This is a genomic window from Amycolatopsis sp. (genome assembly GCF_035276945.1).
Lineage (GTDB): Bacteria > Actinomycetota > Actinomycetes > Mycobacteriales > Pseudonocardiaceae > Amycolatopsis_E.
In genome coordinates this window covers 1-15,359 of record NZ_DATELF010000144.1, presented here as the reverse complement: position 1 = coordinate 15,359, position 15,359 = coordinate 1, and the positions used below count along the sequence as shown (strand labels likewise).

Sequence of the window (15,359 nt, the reverse complement as noted above, 5' to 3'; positions counted from 1 at the left end):
TCCAGCATGTTCGCCATCGCCGCCGCGATTGTCTTCGTCATCGCGCTGATCGCCGACCTCGCCCACCTCGACCTTGGGGTTTCCTCCGCAACCTTGGTCACGGCCGGACTACTCGGCCTGGCACTGCACCTGGCCGGCCTCGGCTCGAACGTCCGTACCAGAGGCTGGGGTGCCCGCCTCCGCCGCTGACGAAGCACCCCCGCTGGGAAACCACGAGCGCCGCGAGACCGGTCAGCTGATCACAATCGAGGTCTGAACCATCTAGCCTCGATTTGATGGAGCTTGATTTCAGCCGCCGTGAAATGTTCCGTGGCGCCGGGGTGGTTGCCGGCGGTGCCCTGTTCGGCCCTGGAGCGGATGCGGGTGAGGCCGACGCGAGTACGGGTGTCACCGAGGGCACCAACATTTCCGCGTCCGCCTCACCCGATGGGCGGTGGGTCGCCTTCGACCTGGTCACCTCGATCTGGACGGTGCCGGTCACGGGCGGGGTCGCGCGGCGGCTCACCGACGATCTGACCGACGCCACCCGGCCGTGCTGGTCGCCGGACGCACGGACGCTGGTGTTCCAGGCCTGTCGGGACGGCAACTACCATCTCTGGACCGTCGCGTCCGACGGCTCCGGCCTGCGGCAGCTGACCAGTAGCCCGTTCGATCATCGGGAGCCCCGGTTCGCGCCGGACGGTTGCTCTATCGCGTTCTCCTCCGATCGCGGGGATCGAGGCGGCTACGACATCTTCACCCTGGACCTCGCGACTGGAGGGGTGATTACCGCGGTCACCGCGCCGGAGGGGGCAAGTCTGTACGGCCCGTCGTTCACCCCGATGGGGTTGGCGTATGTCCGCATCGCTGGTGCCACCGCCGAACTGGTCGTCGGTGACCAGGTGGTCAGCTCGGGTGAGGACGTGTTCGGCTTCGCCGCGTCGTGGTTGCCGGACGGCGAACTGCTCTGTACCGCCGACGGCCGGACCAAGCGGCGAGCCCCGGAGCCCTGTGGGACGGCCGCACGCCAAAGTTGCGGCGTGGCCTCGACATCGTCGTCACCAACGGGCGGATCGTCGCCGTGACGCCGTCGGGGCCACGACAAGCGGACGTCGACGCGAGCGGCCTCACGGTCATGCCGGGACTCATCGACGCGCACAACCACTGGCACCTGCGCGGCCGGCAGTGGGGTGACCGGCAGGGCCGGTTGTGGCTGTCCTACGGGATCACCACCACGCGCTCACCCGGCGACCCGGCTTACCAGTTCGTCGAGACCAGAGAGGCGCTCGAGTCGGGGGCGCGGGTCGGGCCCCGCCTGTTCGGCACCGGCGAGGCGATCGACGGTTCGCGGATCTACTACAACTTCATGCGCCCCACGCGATCGTCCGCCCAAACTCGGACTCGAGCTGGAACGCGCCAGAATGCTGGGCTACGACCCGATCAAAACCTATGTCCGGCTCCCCGTCGATTACCAGCGACAGGCCATCGCCGAGGCGCATCGAACGGGAGTACCGCTGTCGTCGCATTACCTGTATCCCAGTGAGTTCTTCGGCATGGATGGCATGGAACACACCGGTGCCAGCAACCGGCTCGGCTACTCGCACACGGTATCCCGGCTCGGCCGTGCCTATGCCGACGCCGTGACGTCGTTCGCGCGCTCGGGCATGTCGATCACGCCGACGCTGTTCAACGCAATGGCGATCTACGCTGAGTATCGTTCCCTCGTCGACGATTTCCGCACGAGAGCGCTCTTTCCGCCCTGGGAATACGACATGCTCGTGGCCAAGGCCGACCAAGCCCTCCTTCCCGGGAACACCACGACACTGGCCTTACTCGCGGCGAACGTCGACATGGTGTTGCGCATCCATCGAGCCGGTGGGTTCGTCATCGCCGGCACCGACGCGCCCTTGGACAACGTGGCCGTGTCGCTGCACGCGAATTTGCGCGCGATGGTGCGCTTCGGCTTCACCCCCGGTGAGGCGCTCACGACTGCCACCCGGAACCCGGCCCGTTGGCTCGGGCTCGCCGGACGGCTCGGTGAGGTGGTGCCCGGGGCGTTCCCCGACCTGGCCTTCGTGGCGGGCGATCCATTGAGGACATCCGCGCCGCGGCCGACGTGCGCATGGTGATGACCGGCCGAACCCTGCGATCGGTCGACGAACTTCTTGTCCCGTTCCGCACACCGACAGCCGCCCCACCCGCGATCCGCCACGCCATCCCCACCCGGCATCAGCCCGACGACTCGTGGTGGCACGAACCGGAATGGGCATGCCACCTGTGCTGCGAGCCCTGAGAACTCCTGACCAACGTCACAGCATACGAACCGCGAAGTGCTGGCTGAGGGCCCTGAGCTCACGATCCGCCCGGTTGGCACTCGGCGCGTGGCGGGTGATGGCCGATGAGCGCCGAGAGGATCTTCACCAGCTTGACGGACACCCAGGCAGACGGGCTGGCCTGCGTGGTCTGCGGACTCGTCCGTGTCACGCACGTTCCGGTTGGCCGGCCGGTACAGCCTGTTTGGGTGTCGCGTCAAATTGAATGGGTGATCAGCCCCCAGTACTACTCCGATCGCATTATCTTCCACTCGCCCGGCTGCTCAGGTCAATCCGCACTAATCAGAATTCACTGCACTTATCCCAAAATCCGCAGTGACGGATAGCTTCCGAATTGGTCAAGTATCGAAAAGTTATTGATATTCACCTTCTACCTATGATTAGGTATGTCATGGCTACCTCTTGAAACGTGCGCCCAGCCTGGCCGAACTGACGAATCCAAGTGATTTCCGGGAAGGTGACATGCCAATCGAGGTCGACTTTCATTTGCCGTTTCCCGCTCCTCGGCCCGAGCGGGCCGAGGTTGAGCGGGCAGGCCAGCGTGCCGTGCGATGGGCGCACGATCACGGGTTACTGCAGCCAACCGATTCGGCGCTCGGGTATTACGTGGGCATGATGCTGGCCGATGTTGCCGCTGGATTCTGTCCGGACGCCAGCGGAGCAGACCTGGAACTGATGACCGACGTGATCGTCTGGACCGCGGTTTGCGACGACTTCTTCGACGGGCCGGCCGGAGACGATCTCGAGCAGGCCACCTCGATCGTCGACGAACTCATCGCGGTCACCGAGCATCCACCGATCACGCCGACCGACGGCGGGGTGCTGGTCAACGCCACGGCGGACTTGTGGACACGTTTGATCGAACCCATGTCTGATCGCTGGCGGGAACGCGCGCGGCAAAGCTGGCAGCGCTTCCTCCGCTCATTTCTTGCCGAGGTGATCGCGCGGCGCAGCAGGGTCGTCCCAACTCTCGACGATTATCTCGCGTTGCGCCGGGAGTCGATGGCGATGTATTTGTATCTGGACGCGACCGAACGGGTGAACCGCTACGAGGTGCCTAGCTCGATCCTCGCGAGCGAGGAGATCCGGCGACTGGGCCTGCTGGAAATAGATATAATCGCCTTCTGCAACGACGTTCATTCCGTTGAACACGAGGAAGCGCGGGGAGACACCCACAACCTCGTGCTGGTGCTCGAACACGAGGGCAGGGGCACCCGCGAGGCGGTCATCGAGGAGATTTGCCGGCTTGTGCATGACAAGTCCGAGCAGTTCCTGAGTATCGCCGCGGAGATCCCCGCATTGTGTCGCCGGGTTGGTGCCACCGCGAACGAGCAAGCCATCACTCAACGCTATGTCACCGCGATGACCCATCAAATCCGTGTCACGCACGACTGGAGCATGGCGACACGACGCTACTCATCCCATGCGTCCGATACCGCGAACTCGGCCGATCCGGCTGGTCGACGGCAGTATCTCGCCTTTTCATAGCCAGCTGCCCGATTTTTTATTGGAGAATGACAATGCACAGCACGACCACCGTTCCTCCGCCCACCATGCCCGGCAGCCTTCCCCTGATCGGCCACATGTTAAAAATGGCCCGGCGGCCACTGAAATTCGTCGAGTCGCTCCGCGACGAGGGTGATGTCGTGGTCTTCCGGCTCGGCATGAAACCCGCCTACATGGTCAACCAGCCAGAACTTATCAAAGAACTTCTGATCACCCAGTACGGGAAGTTCGAAAAGGGTGGTCCGCTGTTTGAGCAGGCGGCCAAGTTGATCGGCAACGGCCTGGTTGCGTCCAACGGAAGCTTCCACCGGCGCCAGCGGCGCCTTTCCCAACCCGCATTCCACCACGGTCGGATGGCCAGCTATGCGTCGGCCGCCGTGGAGGTGGTGGAAAACCTGTCCGAGGAATGGCATGACGGAGATATAGTGGACATTTCCCATGACTTTTACAACATGACCATGAACGTCCTCACAAAGACACTCTTTTCCGCGCTGCCCCCGGAGACGGCAGCTGAGATCAGGCGTGCACTACCGGTGCTGGTGACAGGGGTCGGCAGACGCGCATTCCTACCGATCGAATTCATCCACAAACTACCTCTCCCCATCAAGCGCCGCGAGGAGGCGGCCTTGCAGCGCTGGTACAACCTCGTGGACGGCATCATCGCAGAATACCGGGCCAGTGGCGCCGACCGGGGAGACCTGCTGTCCATGCTGATGCTGGCTCGTGACGAGGAAACCGGCGAAGGCATGACCGACCACCAGTTGCACGACGAGATCCGGTCGATGATGGTGGCCGGAACCGAGACATCGGCAACCGCCCTGTTGTGGGCGTTCCACGTGTTTTCGACCCGCCCTGATATCGAGCGACGCGTGCATGTCGAGGTCGACAGCGTTCTCGACGGCCGCACGGTGAGCTACGACATACTGCCCGAACTGAAATATCTCGGCAGGGTGGTTCAGGAGATCCTGCGCCTATACCCGACCGGATGGATCCTGACCCGGCGTGCGGTAACCGACGTCGACCTCGGTGGCTATCACATTCCAGAGGGTGCTGACGTTTTCTTCAGTCCTTACGCCGTGCATCAGGACCCGGCGTACTATACCGAGCCCAAGTTCTTTGACCCGGATCGCTGGCTGCCGGAGCGGGCTCGGTCAATTTCCCGCAGCAGCTACCTTCCCTTCGGGGCAGGCGCGCGGAAGTGCATTGGCGAATCCTTCGCCTACGTCGAAATGATGATCGCTCTCGCCACGCTTACTTCCCGTTGGGTCCTGCGGTCCGCGTCGAAGCACCCCGTCCGTCCGGTGGCTGGCTCGACCTACAAACCGAGCGACTCGCATATGCACCTGAGCGCACGGCGGGCCGGACGGGCATGATGACCACTGCCTCATGTTCAGCCGACCTGACCGCGAGGCCGCAGCAGACTCTTGCGATGATGCTGCGGGAGATGGAGCAGGGCCTGTTGGCATTCCTCACCGACGAGCGCGTCAAGTGGGTTGCGGACGACGAGAGAGCGGCCGTTCCGGTCCAGGCGGTCACGAAGCTGGTCAAGGCCGGCGGAAAACGCCTTCGCCCGGCCTTCTGCCTCACTGGATACTTCTCCGCAGGGGGCCAGATGCCCGCCGAGCGAGCAGTCCGTGCTGCCATCGCGTTGGAACTGCTGCATGCTTCGGCACTCATCCATGACGACGTGATGGACGACTCGGATCAGCGGCGGGCGATGCCGACAGTCCATGCGGAGCACATCGCAGTCCATCGCACGAACGGCTGGCACGGGGAGTCGCGGCGCTACGGTGAGTCCGTCGCGATCTTGGCCGGTGATCTGGCCTGGGCTTACGCGGACTATTTCATGGCCGACCTGTCGGCTGACCTGAGCAGACAATGGTTGGAGCTGCGTGCCGAACTGGTCTCCGGTCAGCTACTCGACATCGCCACCGCGACCGAGTTCACCGCCGACCCGGAACTGGCCCGGCGGATCGCGGTGGTGAAGTCCGGCCGATACACGATTCACCGGCCTTTGGTGCTCGGCTCGACGTTGGCCGGCCGTAGCGATCTGGCGGACCATTTTGAGGTGTACGGGGAGGCGCTGGGAGAGGCTTTCCAGTTACGCGACGATCTTATCGACGCTTTCGAGGACGGCAAGAAAAGCGGTAAGCCGAGCGGGCTCGACTTCAGGCAGCACAAGATGACCGTGCTGCTGTCCCTTGCGGTGCGACAAGACGAGCGGATCCGGTCACTTGTCGAGAACGGCGAGTTCGACCTTCTGCGCGAGCGCCTGATCCTTTGCGGTATACGCGACAAAGTCGAGGCCCGCATCGGCGAACTCGTCGAGCGAGCCCAGTGTGCCATCGGCGAAGCCCCGCTGGTCCCGGACTGGCGAGAACAGCTGTCCAGGATGGCCACCGAGGTCGCCTACCGGAGTACCTGACGGGCGCCTTGCTCGGGTCCAGCGGCGGCTGTGGTGCACCGACGAACGTACGAGGAGCGTCAGCACGATCATTCGCGTGGCCAGCTCGGTTTCCGTCGCGTCGCGGGCGCTGATGTGGGTCGGGGGCGAAGTACAAGAAACGCTGGGCCGCCCGAACCTCGGCTGAGGGAGGCAACAAGCAACGAGCTCGCGCCGTGTGGGCAACCACCACGGTCCTCGGCGTGGATGGTTCGCGCAATCACGATCAGCGCAGCGAAGTCGGAGCGATGGGGTGGCCCTGCTGGGGACCGAACCGGAGGCAACTGTTCAGCCTGAGTGACAGGTCGGCGGTGGTCGGCACAGGTGATCGACTACGGTTGTGATCACGGGGTCGGGTCGGGAAGCGGCACATGACGATGTCGTGCCGTGGTTGGCCGTCAAGCACGCCGAGATCGCGGTTGTGCGCGATGAGAACACCGCGCTGCTGGCGCGGGTGACGCAACCCCGAAGGCGTGGTCGCGGCGCTGCACGCTCAGCTCGGCCGGGACTCCTCTGACAGTGGGAAACCACCCTCGTCGGCAAAGCGAACTCAGAGCAGGCTGCGCCAGTGGTCGGGGACGGGTTCGGGGTGCACGGGGTCGCCGTTGCAGCGGTCGCGATAGAGCCAGTGGTGGAACTTTTCTGGTTCCACGATCCGGTTCTGGTAGCCGCGGTGGTTGTCGATGTCGTCCTGTGCCCAGCGGTGGATCAGACGCGTTCGATGGCGGTTGAGGCAGATTTCGTAGTCCCCACGGTGCAGGTGGATCAGGTAGAGGCTGGGCTCGCTTCGGCGTTGGCCGTCGACGCGTTCGTGGAAGCCACCGCGCCAGGCCATCGGCACCCGCGCCGGCAGCGGCTTGGAGTACAGCGGGTTGGGGAACCAGGTGGAGCGCTGATCGAGGACGGGACGTGCGAGGTCCAGGGGCGGCTCGGTGTCGCGTTGGTGCAGGATTTCGTAGCCTGTGCAGGTGACGTAGTCCCCCGTGAACCGGTCGATGTAGTCGCCCGGATCGCCGCCGCGCGGATCGGGCGCGACGATCTCGTCGACGTCCGTGCAGAGCACGACGTCGTAGGAGTCGATGAGCTGGTGCTGGTGGTGCTGTTCGGGTTGCTGTTGTCAATATTCCTGGGCCCGGCACAGGCGGCGAGTCGTACCTTCCTCGCGCGGATCGTCGAGCCGGGAACGTGAAGGGGAGGCGTTCGGGCTGTACGCGACGACGGGGCGTGCGGTGAGTTTCCTGGGGCCGTTGGCATTCAGCGGGTTCATCGCGTTGTTCGGCACGCAGAGAGCGGGCATGGCCGGCATCGTGCTCGTGCTGCTTGCCGGGTTGATCGCCCTGCTGCCGGTGCGCGCGCCCGATCGCTGAGGTGCCTACACCTTCATCGGTGCCCCACCTCGCACGGGCGGCGCCGGTCTCCCTACGCACGCATGCGCATCTCCCCGGCTACGGTGGACATCGGTCCGCGCGCCGCCGAAAATTCGCTGGACAGGCGTTACCTCGTCACCGTATACATTGATCAGGACTGTAACATCGCCGGCGCCGGAACCCCCGGCCATCCGCACGTGGCGGCAGGCATTTTCGAGCAAAGCCGCTCGAGGTCACCAACCGCGCTATGAGATTCTGTGAGGTGCTCACCCATGCCCGCCCCCGCGACGGCCACGACCACCGCCGGCCGCGAAGCTCCACCGCCACGGTCCGGCCTGCTGATCGGCGTGCTGGTCTTCTCCGCGTTCGTGATGATCCTCAACGAGACGATCCTCAGTATCGCGTTGCGGGAGCTCACCGTCGACCTCAATGTCTCGACCACCACGGTGCAGTGGCTGACCAGCGGGTTCCTGCTGACGATGGCCGTGGTCATCCCGACCACCGGGTTCCTGCTCGAACGCTTCACGCCGCGCCAGGTCTTCCTGGCGTCGCTGACCACGTTCAGCCTCGGCACCCTGGTCAGCGGACTCGCGCCGGGCTTTCCGGTGCTGCTGGCCGGGCGGGTGCTGCAGGCCGGCGGCACCGCCGTGATGCTGCCGCTGCTGATGACCTCGGTGATGCGGCTGGTACCACCACACCGGCGCGGCGCGACGATGGGCACGATCACGATCGTCATCGCCGTCGCCCCCGCGATCGGGCCGACGATCGGTGGTGCGGTCCTGTCGTCGCTGAGCTGGCGCTGGATGTTCTGGATCGTGCTCCCGCTGGCGGTGACCGCGCTGGTCATCGGGGCGGTCTGGTTCGGCCTCGACGGCCGGACCCGCCCGGTGCCGCTGGACCTGCCGTCGGTACTGCTGTCCGCCGCCGGGTTCGGCGGGGTGCTCTATGGCCTGTCCGCGTTCGGTGCGCCAGCCGGCGGCGGTCATCCGCTGCCGCCGTGGATCCCGATCGTCGCCGGAGCCGCCGCGCTCGCGGTGTTCGCGTGGCGGCAGACACGGCTGCAGCGCGACGACCGCGCGTTGCTCGACCTGCGCCCGTTCACCCACCGCGGCTTCGTCGTCGCGCTCGTCCTGACCGCGCTGCTGTTCGTGTGCCTGCTGGGCGTCGCGTCGATCATGCTGCCGCTGTATCTGCAAACCGTGCTGCACACCAGCACCTTCGTCAGCGGCCTGGCCGTACTGCCCGGTGGCCTCGCACTCGGACTTCTCGGGCGCCCGGTCGGGGCGCTGTTCGACCGGTTCGGGGCCCGGCCGCTGGTGATCCCGGGCGCGCTGGCCATGGCGGTGTCGCTGTGGCTGTTCGCCACGCTCGGCGCGGGCTCGCCACTGGTCGCGGTCATCGCCAGCCACGTCCTGCTCATGGCCGGCTTCGGCTTCATGATGACCCCGCTGATGACCGAGTCGCTCGGCGTGCTGCCCAGCCACCTTCACGCGCACGGGAGCGCGATCCTGGCCACGCTCCAGCAGGTCGCCGGCGCGTTCGGCACGGCGGTCTTCGTCAGTGTGGCCACCCTCGGCAGCACCGGCCCGGCCGGCGACCCGGACGCCAACGGGCTGCGCACCGCGTTCGTCGTCGCCGGGGTGGTCGGTGTACTGGCGCTGATCACGTCGTTGTTCGTCCGCCGCGCATCGGCCACCGGGGCCACCAGCTCATGAGGCGACGGCCGCTCGGTGGGAGGTCAGGCAGCGTCCGGCTGAGCGGCTTCGACGATCTCGACCGGGGTCTGAACGACGCGGCGAGCCCCGGAAGGGACGGAACAGGTCTGGGGGCACGATCGAGCTCGTGACAAGTGGGACAGACCAACATCTCCTGTACGAGACGATCTTTCAACGGCGTGACACCAGGGCGGAGTTCACCGGTGCGCCGATCCCGGCGGAAGCGCTGCATCGCGTGCTGAGCGCGGCACACGCGGCACCGAGCGTGGGCCTGTCACAGCCGTGGGACTTCGTCGTGGTATCCAATGTGGACGTTCGAAGGAAGTTCCGCGAGCACGTGCGGACCGAACGGGCGTTGTTCGCCGGTCAACTGGACGCCGAGCAGGCCCGCGTCTTCGCGCGCATCAAGATCGAGGGCATCATGGAGTCCTCTGCCGGCATCGTGGTGACCTACGATTCGTCGCGCGGCGCGCCCTCGGTGCTGGGCAGGCATGCCATCGCCGACGCCGGCCTGTACTCGGTGTGCCTGGCCATCCAGAACCTGTGGCTGGCCGCGACCGTCGAAGGGCTCGGAGTCGGCTGGGTCAGCTTCTACCGGGAGAAATTCCTGCGCGAGCTGATCGGCCTACCGGACAACCTCCGCCCGGTGGCGTGGTTGTGCGTCGGCCCGGTACGCGACCTACCGACCGTCCCCGATCTGGAACGGCACGGCTGGCGGGAACGCCTGCCGCTCAGCGCCGTGGTCCACCATGATCGGTACGGAACATCGGAATCGGACTGACCGAAGGTCCTCGGCGACGAGTCCCGCTAGTGGGCGGCGTCCGGAAGCACGGCGTTCGTGTCGGCGCTCTGGGCGGTACCGGCGTAGTTGTGTTGGACGGCAGCCTTCTCAGAGGCGTTGGGCTGCACGTTGGTGCAGCTCACGCCGCCGGTGGAGCCGGACATCAGCGACGAACAAGGGCCGGGCTTGGCGTCGGGCAGGCCGAGGCTGTGGCCCAGTTCGTGGGCGGCGATCCGGACCGTGTAGTAGCCCTGGTCGACCGCTTCCCGCCCGATCCACACCGTCACGGTGCCGGTCGGGCGGACCGGACCAAGGTTGGCGCGCGGCCAGTCATCGTCGGCGACCACCTGGATGTTCACGCGCTGACCCGGCTGCGCCTTCACGATCCGGACGTTCGTGACGCTGGTGTTCCAGACGTTGACACCAGCGGCCACCGCGGACTTGAACTCGGCGGCCTGGCTGTCGTCGTAGGTGAGCGTGGTCGCCTGGCCCTCCACCGCCGCTGCGGCGGAGGGCGCCACGACGACCATCGGCACGGCCAGGACGGTGCCGGCGAGGACACCGGCGAATGTGCGTCGAAGCACGGTTCACTCCTCGGGTGCAGAGGTGCGGAGCAGCATCGACCGATCACTGGCATCCGCCGGGACACGAGACGTCATGCTATGGCTCGGTTACCCTTGGCAACACCCGCCGTTCGGCCCCAACCAGGTCGAAGACGGTACGTCGCGGGCAGTCAGGTCCGCGAGGCCCGTTCGACCAATACGGGTAGCTTCAGGTTTTTCGGGGTCTACCGGACCGGATAGTGGCGCGAACAATGCCCGGATCGACCCGCGACTACTCATGGCGATCCGCCCACATGTTCGCTCTTTCGGACGAGAACCTGCGGCTCACTGTGTGGATACGCTTTCAATGCTCAGGTCTTCTGGGGAGGACGCACGGCAAACACGGGCACTCGCAGGAAAACATTCGGTCGGCTGGTGACCCTGGCCGCAACCACGATCGTGGTTGCGGCCGGGCTCTCGGTGGGAATCGCGGCACCGGTTCAGACCAGTTCCGCCGAGTGCCAGGAGTACCTGCGGGCTCAACATTACCGGCTTGACCCAAAGGTCATAGCCGCGGGTAACACCGGGCAAAATGACGGACCCCTGGGTCCCGCGGCCTGCTATGCCCAGCTGGTCGACGGCGACGTCACGCCGGCACATGCGAGCACCGCCTGCACCGCGGCCAACGTCCAGTTTTCGAACACGGTGACGTTCACCGCCGAACGGTCCGCCGGGTCCGCGGTATCCTCAATGACGGTGACCAGGACGATTTTCGACCAAAAGGGGCTGTGGCGTGGTCAGGAGCGCGGTGATCGTGGGCGGGGGTATCGGCGGGCTGGCGGCGGCGATCGGATTGCGCCGTGTCGGCTGGGTGGCGACGGTCATCGAACGCCATCCCGTCCTCGACGACGTCGGCGCCGGAATTTCGTTGGCAGCCAATGGTATTCGCGCCTTGGACGTTCTCGGTGTCGGTGACACGGTGCGCGAGGCCGGGCGATATCAGTACGCCGCGGGCACACGCACTCCCAGCGGTCGTTGGCTGGCGAGGATCGACGGTGCCGCCTTGGAACGCAAGGCAGGCACGCCGATTGTCGGAACAGCACGATCCGTGCTCCATCAACTCCTGCGCGCGGCACTGCCGCAGGAGGCGCTGATGGTCGGGGTGGAGGTTTCGGGCGTCGAGTGCTCCGGCACCGGGCCGGCACGAGTCGCCTGCGGCGATACCGTTCTGGACGCCGACCTGGTCGTGGCCGCGGACGGCGTCGGCAGCCGGTTGCGTTCGCAGCTTTTCCCGGCGCATCCCGGCGCCGTCTACAGTGGATCGTCAGTGCTGCGCGCGATCACCGGGAACGCGATTGATCTGCGGACGGATTTCGAGCTGACCTGGGGGCCGGGCGTCGAGTTCGGCCACATCGCTTTCGCCGACGGCAGGGCCGAGTGGCATGCGGTCCTCACCGCACCCGCAGGTGTGCGCCATCCCGACCCGTTGCGGGAGATGCGCCGCCGTTTCGGCAGCTGGCATGATCCGATTCCCGCTCTGCTCGAAGCCACCCGACCGCACGACGTCCTGCACCACGACATGCACGAACTGGCCACGCCCTTGCCGTGCTACATCGTGGGTGCAGCTCTCGCCGCTCGGCCGCCGCCTCGTTGCCGCGGGCCGGCGATCGCAGACAACGGCACAGATCCTCGACCCGCATCCCCGCCGATCTCAAACAGGGCAGGGATTCAATCGTGTCCAGAACCGCGGCGTCATAGCGCCGGTGCCCACTCCCGGGATCCCGGGCCACCGGCCCGATCAGCCCGATCTGCTCCTAGTACCGCAGCGTCGGCTCACTCAGCCCCGCCGCGCCGGGGCACTTCCTGAATCGTGAACCACGCCTGCTCCGCGGCCGCTCGTGACGCCATCCGACCAGGATGCGGAACCTCAAGCGCTTGAAGTCGGGCACACCCACCCGGTGATCCACGACGCCCAAGCCCGAACTGCCTGCCAGTGAACGTCACCGATGTCGCGCCGGGTAAGCGGCGGCCTCACCGGGTCCCCCAAGGCCTCGGGTCAGGCGCCGACGTAGGCCGCGAGGTGCTCACCGGTGAGGGTGGAGCGAGCGGCGACGAGGGCGGCAGGTGTGCCCTCGAAGACGACCCGGCCGCCGTCGTGCCCCGCGGCCGGCCCCATGTCGATGATCCAGTCGGCGTGCGCCATGACCGCCTGGTGGTGCTCGATGACGATAACCGACTTGCCGGAGTCGACGAGCCGGTCGAGCAGGCCGAGCAACTGCTCGACGTCGGCGAGGTGGAGGCCGGTGGTCGGCTCGTCGAGGACGTAGACGCCACCGTCGGCGGCCATTTGCGTGGCCAGCTTGAGCCGCTGCCGCTCGCCCCCGGACAGCGTGGTGAGCGGCTGGCCGAGGCTGAGGTAACCGAGCCCGACGTCGGCGAGCCGGGCGAGGATGGCGTGCGCGGCCGGCGTACGGGCCTCGCCCGCGCGGAAGAACTCCTCGGCTTCGGTCACCGACATGGCGAGCACCTCGCTGATGTCGCGGCCACCGAGGTGGTACTCGAGCACCGATGCCTGGAACCGCTTCCCCTCGCACTCCTCGCAGGTGATCGCGACGCCGGCCATCATCGCCAGGTCGACGTAGGTGACGCCGGCGCCGTTGCAGGTGGGGCAGGCACCCTCGGAGTTCGGGCTGAACAGCGCCGGCTTCACGCCGTTGACCTTCGCGAACGCCTTGCGGATCGGGTCGAGCAGTCCGGTGTAGGTCGCCGGGTTGCTCCGCCGCGAGCCACGGATCGCGCTCTGGTCGACCGGCACCACCCCGTCCCGTCCGGACACCGAGCCGTGGATCAGCGAACTCTTGCCCGAACCCGCCACCCCGGTGACGACCACCAGCACGCCGAGCGGGATGTCGACGTCGACGTCCCGCAGGTTGTGGGTGCTGGCGCCGCGCACCTTTAGCGCCCCCGACGGCGTCCGCACCGATGGCTTGAGGGCGGCGCGGTCGTCCAGGTGCCGCCCGGTGACGGTGCCGCTGGCCCGCAGCCCCTCGACGGTGCCCTCGAACACCACCTCGCCGCCCCCGGCGCCGGCGCCCGGACCGAGGTCGACGACGTGATCGGCGATCGCGATCGCCTCCGGCTTGTGCTCCACGACCAGCACGGTGTTGCCCTTGTCGCGCAGCTGCAGCAGCAGGTTGTTCATCCGCTGGATGTCGTGGGGGTGCAGCCCGATCGTCGGCTCGTCGAAGACGTAGGTGACGTCGGTGAGCGAAGATCCGAGGTGGCGGATCATCTTGGTGCGCTGCGCCTCGCCGCCCGACAGCGTGCCCGAGCGGCGGTCGAGGCTGAGGTAGCCGAGTCCGATCTCCACGAACGAGTCGAGGGTGTGCCGCAGCGCGGCCAGCAGCGGCGCGACGGACGGTTCGTCCAGGCCCTTCACCCACTCGGCGAGGTCGCTGATCTGCATCGCGCAGGCGTCGGCGATGTCGATCCCGTCGATCTTCGACGAACGAGCCTCCTGGCTGAGCCGGGTGCCGTCGCACTCGGGGCAGATGGTGAAGGTGACCGCTCGCTCCACGAAGGCGCGGACGTGCGGCTGCAGCGAGTCGACGTCCTTGGCCAGCATCGACTTCTGGATCTTCGGGATCAGGCCCTCGTAGGTCAGGTTGACGCCGTCGACCTTGATCTTGGTCGGCTCCCGGTGGAGCAGGTCGTGCAGCTGCTTCTTGGTGAACTTGCGGATCGGCTTGTCCGGGTCGAAGAAGCCGCAGCCCGCGAAGATGCGGCCGTACCAGCCGTCCACGCTGTAGCCGGGGATCGTGAGCGCACCCTCGTTGAGCGACTTGCTGTCGTCGTACAGCTGGGACAGGTCGATGTCGTTGACCTGTCCCCGGCCCTCGCAGCGCGGACACATGCCGCCGGTGATGCTGAAGCTGCGACGCTCCTTCACCGTCCGTCCTGCGCGCTCCACGCTGACCGCACCCGCTCCGCTGATCGAGGCGACGTTGAAGGAGAACGCCTGGGGCGAGCCGATGTGCGGCTTCCCGAGCCGGCTGAAGAGGATGCGCAGCATCGCGTTGGCGTCGGTCGCGGTGCCGACCGTGGAGCGAGGGTCGGCGCCCATCCGCTCCTGGTCGACGATGATCGCGGTCGTCAGCCCATCCATGACGTCGACGTCGGGCCGCGCCAGCGTCGGCATGAAGCCCTGCACGAAGGCGCTGTAGGTCTCGTTGATCAGCCGCTGCGACTCCGCGGCGATCGTGGCGAAGACCAGCGAGCTCTTGCCCGAGCCGGAGACGCCGGTGAACACGGTCAGCCGGCGCTTCGGGAGCTCGACGCTGACGTCCTTGAGGTTGTTCTCACGCGCGCCGTGCACGCGGATCAAATCGTGGCTGTCGGCGACGTGCGGCGCAGGCGACTGCTTGTGCGTCCTCGTGGCCATGCTCATTGTGTCTCCATCTGTTACGCGTGGCCGCCTTCGCGGCCTGCCAGCATCGCCCGATCCAACCAGTTCGAGCGGTATGTCCGGTTCTCCGTCCACGCAAGCCGCGAATGGTTCAGGGGAGTTGTTGGATGCGGATGAGGTTGCCGGCGGGGTCGCGGAGGGCGCAGTCGCGGGTGCCGTAGGGCTGGTGGGTGGGTTCTTGGACGATGTCGGCTCCGCGGGCTTGGAGGGTGGCGAAGGTGGTGTCGA

At 66.6% G+C, this 15,359-nt stretch carries 14 protein-coding genes; 10 read left to right on the top strand and 4 right to left on the bottom strand.

Going from position 1 to position 15,359, the window contains the following annotated elements:
• The 6 genes from VJT49_RS25235 to VJT49_RS25210 all read left to right on the top strand — a co-directional run.
• Positions 1 to 189 (top strand): hypothetical protein (locus VJT49_RS25235; protein WP_324167402.1); only part of this gene is annotated, 189 nt, incomplete at its 5' end.
• Between the two features lie 86 nt (positions 190 to 275).
• Complete coding sequence (locus VJT49_RS25230; protein WP_324167401.1) at positions 276 to 1,064, top strand: hypothetical protein; 789 nt, start codon at positions 276 to 278, stop codon at positions 1,062 to 1,064.
• 336 nt (positions 1,065 to 1,400) lie between these two features.
• Entirely contained in the window at positions 1,401 to 2,108 is a 708-nt protein-coding gene (locus VJT49_RS25225; protein ID WP_324167400.1) for an amidohydrolase family protein, read from the top strand.
• A gap of 666 nt (positions 2,109 to 2,774) precedes the next feature.
• A complete protein-coding gene (locus tag VJT49_RS25220) occupies positions 2,775 to 3,800 on the top strand; it encodes a terpene synthase family protein (RefSeq protein WP_324167399.1) in 1,026 nt (341 codons plus the stop codon).
• Positions 3,801 to 3,832: 32 nt separating this feature from the next.
• On the top strand, positions 3,833 to 5,191 hold the full coding sequence (locus VJT49_RS25215; protein WP_324167398.1) for a cytochrome P450: 1,359 nt from the start codon (positions 3,833 to 3,835) through the stop codon (positions 5,189 to 5,191).
• A 56-nt stretch (positions 5,192 to 5,247) separates the two neighbouring features.
• The gene (locus tag VJT49_RS25210; protein WP_324167397.1) at positions 5,248 to 6,243 is read left to right on the top strand and encodes a polyprenyl synthetase family protein; all 996 of its coding nucleotides are present in this window, start codon (positions 5,248 to 5,250) and stop codon (positions 6,241 to 6,243) included.
• A 568-nt stretch (positions 6,244 to 6,811) separates the two neighbouring features.
• Here the strand turns inward: VJT49_RS25210 and VJT49_RS25205 are convergent.
• On the bottom strand, positions 6,812 to 7,324 hold the full coding sequence (locus VJT49_RS25205; RefSeq protein WP_324167396.1) for a hypothetical protein: 513 nt from the start codon (positions 7,322 to 7,324) through the stop codon (positions 6,812 to 6,814).
• Between the two features lie 166 nt (positions 7,325 to 7,490).
• On the opposite strand from VJT49_RS25205, the gene VJT49_RS25200 reads away from it, so the two are divergent.
• From VJT49_RS25200 to bluB, 3 genes are all read left to right on the top strand, one after another.
• The gene (locus tag VJT49_RS25200) at positions 7,491 to 7,628 is read left to right on the top strand and encodes a hypothetical protein (protein ID WP_324167395.1); all 138 of its coding nucleotides are present in this window, start codon (positions 7,491 to 7,493) and stop codon (positions 7,626 to 7,628) included.
• A 272-nt stretch (positions 7,629 to 7,900) separates the two neighbouring features.
• Positions 7,901 to 9,343 (top strand): DHA2 family efflux MFS transporter permease subunit, encoded by a 1,443-nt coding sequence (locus tag VJT49_RS25195; protein WP_324167394.1) that lies wholly within the window; start codon positions 7,901 to 7,903, stop codon positions 9,341 to 9,343.
• A 127-nt stretch (positions 9,344 to 9,470) separates the two neighbouring features.
• The gene (bluB, locus tag VJT49_RS25190; protein WP_324167393.1) at positions 9,471 to 10,124 is read left to right on the top strand and encodes a 5,6-dimethylbenzimidazole synthase; all 654 of its coding nucleotides are present in this window, start codon (positions 9,471 to 9,473) and stop codon (positions 10,122 to 10,124) included.
• A gap of 26 nt (positions 10,125 to 10,150) precedes the next feature.
• On the opposite strand, the gene VJT49_RS25185 is transcribed toward bluB, so the two are convergent.
• Positions 10,151 to 10,708, bottom strand: a complete 558-nt coding sequence (locus VJT49_RS25185) for a snapalysin family zinc-dependent metalloprotease (RefSeq protein WP_324167392.1) — start codon at positions 10,706 to 10,708, stop codon at positions 10,151 to 10,153.
• A gap of 751 nt (positions 10,709 to 11,459) precedes the next feature.
• Between VJT49_RS25185 and VJT49_RS25180 the strand changes: the two genes are divergently transcribed.
• Positions 11,460 to 12,533, top strand: a complete 1,074-nt coding sequence (locus VJT49_RS25180) for an FAD-dependent monooxygenase (protein ID WP_324167391.1) — start codon at positions 11,460 to 11,462, stop codon at positions 12,531 to 12,533.
• A 189-nt stretch (positions 12,534 to 12,722) separates the two neighbouring features.
• Here the strand turns inward: VJT49_RS25180 and VJT49_RS25175 are convergent, their stop codons facing one another.
• On the bottom strand, positions 12,723 to 15,113 hold the full coding sequence (locus VJT49_RS25175) for an excinuclease ABC subunit UvrA (RefSeq protein ID WP_324167390.1): 2,391 nt from the start codon (positions 15,111 to 15,113) through the stop codon (positions 12,723 to 12,725).
• Positions 15,114 to 15,222: 109 nt separating this feature from the next.
• Positions 15,223 to 15,359: VOC family protein (locus VJT49_RS25170; RefSeq protein ID WP_324166574.1), on the bottom strand; the 137-nt coding region annotated here is incomplete at its 5' end.

Excerpts from the sequence above, each read along its gene's own strand:
- VJT49_RS25230 (WP_324167401.1), top strand. The coding sequence starts at position 276 with ATGGAGCTTGATTTCAGCCGCCGTGAAATGTTCCGTGGCGCCGGGGTG.
- VJT49_RS25225 (WP_324167400.1), top strand. The coding sequence starts at position 1,401 with ATGCTGGGCTACGACCCGATCAAAACCTATGTCCGGCTCCCCGTCGAT.
- VJT49_RS25220 (WP_324167399.1), top strand. The coding sequence starts at position 2,775 with ATGCCAATCGAGGTCGACTTTCATTTGCCGTTTCCCGCTCCTCGGCCC.
- VJT49_RS25215 (WP_324167398.1), top strand. The coding sequence starts at position 3,833 with ATGCACAGCACGACCACCGTTCCTCCGCCCACCATGCCCGGCAGCCTT.
- VJT49_RS25210 (WP_324167397.1), top strand. The coding sequence starts at position 5,248 with ATGATGCTGCGGGAGATGGAGCAGGGCCTGTTGGCATTCCTCACCGAC.
- VJT49_RS25195 (WP_324167394.1), top strand. The coding sequence starts at position 7,901 with ATGCCCGCCCCCGCGACGGCCACGACCACCGCCGGCCGCGAAGCTCCA.
- VJT49_RS25175 (WP_324167390.1), bottom strand. The coding sequence starts at position 15,113 with ATGAGCATGGCCACGAGGACGCACAAGCAGTCGCCTGCGCCGCACGTC.